The following is a 305-nucleotide window of genomic DNA, read 5'->3' on the forward strand; positions in this document are numbered from 1 at the left end:
GTATAGCTCCGCGCCGAGTGCGGCGCACGAGGCATCGCGAAAGTCTTTCATCGCGCGGCCTCGAGCATGGCCGGGGGCAACGGCTTCGCATCGGCGGCCTCATCTTCCGGATGACGCAGGAACGCTGCGAATTCCGGTGTCTTCGGCGCACGCAGGATATCGGGCGTGCCTTGTTCGATGATCCGTCCGTCGTGCAGGAACACGATGCGGTCCGCGACGCTCGCCGCGAAATCGATATCGTGCGTCGAGAGCAGCATCGTGATGCCGGAGCGCGCGAGACGCCGGATGGATTCATCGACCTCGCC

1 pseudogene is annotated in these 305 nt (G+C 64.9%); it reads right to left on the reverse strand.

From position 1 onward, the window contains the following. Window positions 1-47: 47 nt before the first annotated feature. Window positions 48-305: pseudogene (gene glnQ / locus QCE73_RS34175) on the reverse strand (glutamine ABC transporter ATP-binding protein GlnQ); the annotation flags it as partial.

The organism is Caballeronia sp. LZ029, from assembly GCF_031451275.1.
Classification (GTDB): domain Bacteria; phylum Pseudomonadota; class Gammaproteobacteria; order Burkholderiales; family Burkholderiaceae; genus Caballeronia; species Caballeronia jiangsuensis.